The organism is Polaromonas sp. P3_C2 (genome assembly GCF_056402675.1).
Genome location: NZ_JBFUGX010000446.1, coordinates 1 through 3,470, shown reverse-complemented (window position 1 = coordinate 3,470; position 3,470 = coordinate 1). Strand labels below are relative to the sequence as shown.

General features: G+C 61.0%; 5 protein-coding genes. 4 read left to right on the top strand and 1 reads right to left on the bottom strand.

Annotation, left to right across the window (positions count from 1 at the left end):
• Positions 1-322 precede the first annotated feature (322 nt).
• Positions 323-553, top strand: a complete 231-nt coding sequence (locus tag AC1DWI_RS16870) for a hypothetical protein (RefSeq protein WP_457278690.1) — start codon at positions 323-325, stop codon at positions 551-553.
• Between the two features lie 89 nt (positions 554-642).
• Here AC1DWI_RS16870 and AC1DWI_RS16865 read toward each other — a convergent pair whose 3' ends face one another.
• Positions 643-1,521, bottom strand: a complete 879-nt coding sequence (locus tag AC1DWI_RS16865) for a LysR family transcriptional regulator (RefSeq protein ID WP_477670915.1) — start codon at positions 1,519-1,521, stop codon at positions 643-645.
• A gap of 114 nt (positions 1,522-1,635) precedes the next feature.
• On the opposite strand from AC1DWI_RS16865, the gene AC1DWI_RS16860 reads away from it, so the two are divergent.
• The 3 genes from AC1DWI_RS16860 to AC1DWI_RS16850 form a co-directional block, all read left to right on the top strand.
• Positions 1,636-2,085, top strand: a complete 450-nt coding sequence (locus AC1DWI_RS16860) for a VOC family protein (protein WP_477670914.1) — start codon at positions 1,636-1,638, stop codon at positions 2,083-2,085.
• Positions 2,086-2,092: 7 nt separating this feature from the next.
• Positions 2,093-3,007 (top strand): amino acid ABC transporter substrate-binding protein, encoded by a 915-nt coding sequence (locus tag AC1DWI_RS16855; protein WP_477670913.1) that lies wholly within the window; start codon positions 2,093-2,095, stop codon positions 3,005-3,007.
• 88 nt (positions 3,008-3,095) lie between these two features.
• The coding region (locus tag AC1DWI_RS16850; RefSeq protein ID WP_477725259.1) for a flavin reductase family protein at positions 3,096-3,470 on the top strand (375 nt) is incomplete at its 3' end.

Below are 3,470 nucleotides of genomic sequence, written 5' to 3'. Positions count from 1 at the left end.
ACGTCCTCCACGTAGCGGCGGCTTCGGCGGCGGCGGTGGTGGCGGCTACGGTGGCGGCGGCGACCGTTCCGGTGGCGGCGGCTACGGCGGCGGCGGTGGTCGCGGCGGCTACTAAGCCCTGCAAACCCCGTCAACGGCAGAGATGCCGTTGCCAACCCGCTCTCTCGGCGTTACGTTGAGAACAGCATAAAAGGCTTCGAAACTTCGGTTTTGAAGCCTTTTTCTTTGGGGCTGGGTAATATTTACCTGCGGGCACTTTGCCGGGTGGTCACAACGTTTGCAGTTCGCGTGCACAGGGTGTTTCGTGGCCTAATGCCCCTCTATGAAGGTTCACAAGGTGCACGACGCGACCATCCTTATGTTGGGTGACAGTCCCCCACCGGGCGACTTCGATCTATGCATCTATGAAGCAGAAGACGGCGACGGATGGCAAGGCTTTGTTGCCGGGCGCGCCGGGTCAGCCAGTGCCGAATTTCGGCTTGCAAGTGCCTCGGCTACCTATGAAGCCGCACTGGCCAGCTGGATGGAGTCCAACCGGGGTCACGGCCGGTGACCATCTGGACGGCATCTGGCACGACGGTGATGAGCCTCCGGCAGCATCCCCGGTGTCACAAGCGCTGCCGATCTTGATGGCAAAAAACTTTATGGAACAGGCGGCGACAGGGCCTCGCGAAGACATCTTTCAAGGGCCTGCGTGATGCGCCGGCGGGCACTCATGCCTTTGCGCAGGATGCCGATCTCGCGGTAAAACGTTTTTTCGCCCAGGGAGATTGCGCGCACTCCCGGCGGCATGGGCAGGTAGGCCTCCACCATCGGCACCAGCGCAACCCCCAGGCCTTCGGCGACAAGGTTCATCAGGCCCGTGATCTCGTCAAGCTCGATGGAGTCCTGCACCGCCAGTTTGTTCTCGCGCAGGAACCGGGTCACCAGACGCCCACCGAAAGACGTGCGCTCGTAGCGCAAAAAAGGCTGCGACTGGAGCAATGCGCGCCAGTCCCGCCCTTTGATTTCCTTGCGCACGAGCAACTTGAAGGGTTCGTACATCAAGGTTTGCCAGGTCATTTCCGGCAGGATGCCGAACGGGGGTCGGATCATCACCGCCGCGTCGATCTCAGCACTGTCGAGCTGGTCCATCAGCTTCATGGACACGCCGGGAGCAATGTGGACGAGCAGTTTCGGGTTTTCCTTCCTCAGTGCCGCCAGTGCTCGGGGAAGCACCGAAGACTGAACAGAGGCAATGGCGCCGATCCGCAGGGTGCTGGCAAGCTCGTCATCGGTGCCCGCATCGCCCAGTTTGGAGAACAGCAGAACAATCTCTTCGGCACGCGCGAGCACCCTGGCGCCCGCTTCGTTGAGCACCGCGGAACGCCGTGTACGGTCAAAGAGCGCCAGCCCGAGGGACTCTTCCAGCCGCTGGATCTGGCTGCTCACGGCGGACTGGGTCAGTCCAATCTGGCCGCCGGCGGCGGAAAAGCCGCCGTAACGCACCACCGCGATCAAGGTTTTCAGCTCGGTAATCACATGGGTTTCCCATTAATTCATCGAAATTATTGATTCTCAGGTTGAATATATATCGTTTTTCAAAGTGCATCAATCGACCTAAAGTGCGGCTTCCACGACTCAAAGAGGCTTTCGATGACCACGCCAAACGCAACCACTCCCGCCAAAGCGCTTCCGCCATTTCATCTGGCGTTCCCTGTCCACGACCTCGCCGTCGCACGCCGGTTTTACGGTGAATTACTGGGCTGCCCCGAAGGCCGCAGCTCCAGCGAATGGGTCGACTTCAACTTCTACGGCCACCAGATCGTGGCGCACCTGGCGCCCGACGAGTGCGGCCACCGCCAGACCAGCGCCGTTGACGGCCACAACGTCCCGGTTCGCCACTTCGGCGCGATCCTGTCCCTCGGCGAGTGGGATGTCCTGGCGGCCCGGTTGAAAGCAGGGGGCACGCAGTTCGTCATCGAACCCTACGTCCGTTTCAAGGGTGAGCCCGGTGAACAGGCCACCATGTTCTTCCTCGACCCGTCCGGAAACGCCATCGAGTTCAAAGCCTTCGCCACGCTCGACAGCCTGTTTGCCAAGTGAAGGAAGCATGATGATGAAATTGGTAGCCTGTTCGGGCATTGCCGCAGCGTTCACCCTGGCGGGAGCTGCGGCCACCGCGCAGCCAATCGACACGCTCAAGAAGATCAAGGAGACGGCAGCCGTCACCATGGGCGTCCGTGAAGCCTCCGGCGCCATGTCCTATACGCTGGGCGCAGGCGAATACACAGGGTTTCATGTGGACATCTGCAAAAGGGTGATCGCGGATATCCAGAAACAGCTGGGCCTGGCGAAGCTGGACGTGCGTTACCAGTCCGTCACCGCGCAGAACCGGATCCCGCTCGTCCAGAACGGCACGGTAGACCTGGAGTGCGGGACAACGACGAACAACGCCGCACGCCAAAAGGATGTTGCCTTCGCACCCACGCTCTATATTGAAGAAGTCCGCGTCGCCACCAAAACCAGGACCGGAATCACCAGCCTGTCCCAGCTTGCCAACAAGACCGTGTCMGCCACATCTGGCGCTACAGCCGTCCAGCTTATCCGCAAGCACGAACGCGCGGCGGGCGTCGACTTCAAGGAGGTTTATGGCAAGGACAACAGCGAAGGTTTCCTGCTTCTTGAAAATGACCGGGCCGAAGCGTTCGTGGCGGACGGCCAGATCCTGGCCACCATGATTTCCCAGTCAAAACAGCCGAAAAACTATGTGGTGCTGAAAGAAGTCCTGAGCGTCGAGCCGATTGCCATCATGCTGCCCAAAGGGGATGCCCCCTTTAAACAGGCGGTGGACGCCAGCATTGCCAGAATGGCGAAAAGCGGCGAGGTCGCAAAGCTCTATGACAAATGGTTTGTCCAGCCGATACCGCCGAACAACACACAGGTAGGCATGCCCGCATCGGAGCTGACCAGGGCGGCATGGGCCAACCTGAGCGACAAGCCGCTGGAAGACTACACGAAGAAGTAGCGAGGAACGGGGCGAGGGGAGCAGCCCGCCCTGAAACGCGTCGGGCCCAACATAATCGGCAGCATGAAATGCACCAGGAAGAAATGACATGACACACTTCAAGGAAGTCGCCCTCGCACACGCCAGCCGCCTGATCAATCACGGCCCAACGGTTTTGGTGACGAGCGCGCACGGCACGGCGCGCAACGTGATGGCCGCCGCCTGGTCGATGCCCGTGGAGTTCACGCCGCCTCGCATTGCCATCGTGATCGACAAGAAAACCTATACGCGTGAACTCATCACCGCCAGCGGCGGCTTCGGCATATGTCTTCCGTGCACGGCCCTGGCCGGCTTGACGCATGCAGTCGGCAGTGAGTCCGGCCGCACGGGCGACAAGTTTGCGCAATACGGCTTGAAGGCCCGCACGGGGCCGGTGCTCGGCATGCCCGTGCTGGAGGAGGGCTGCGCGGCATGGCTGGAGTGG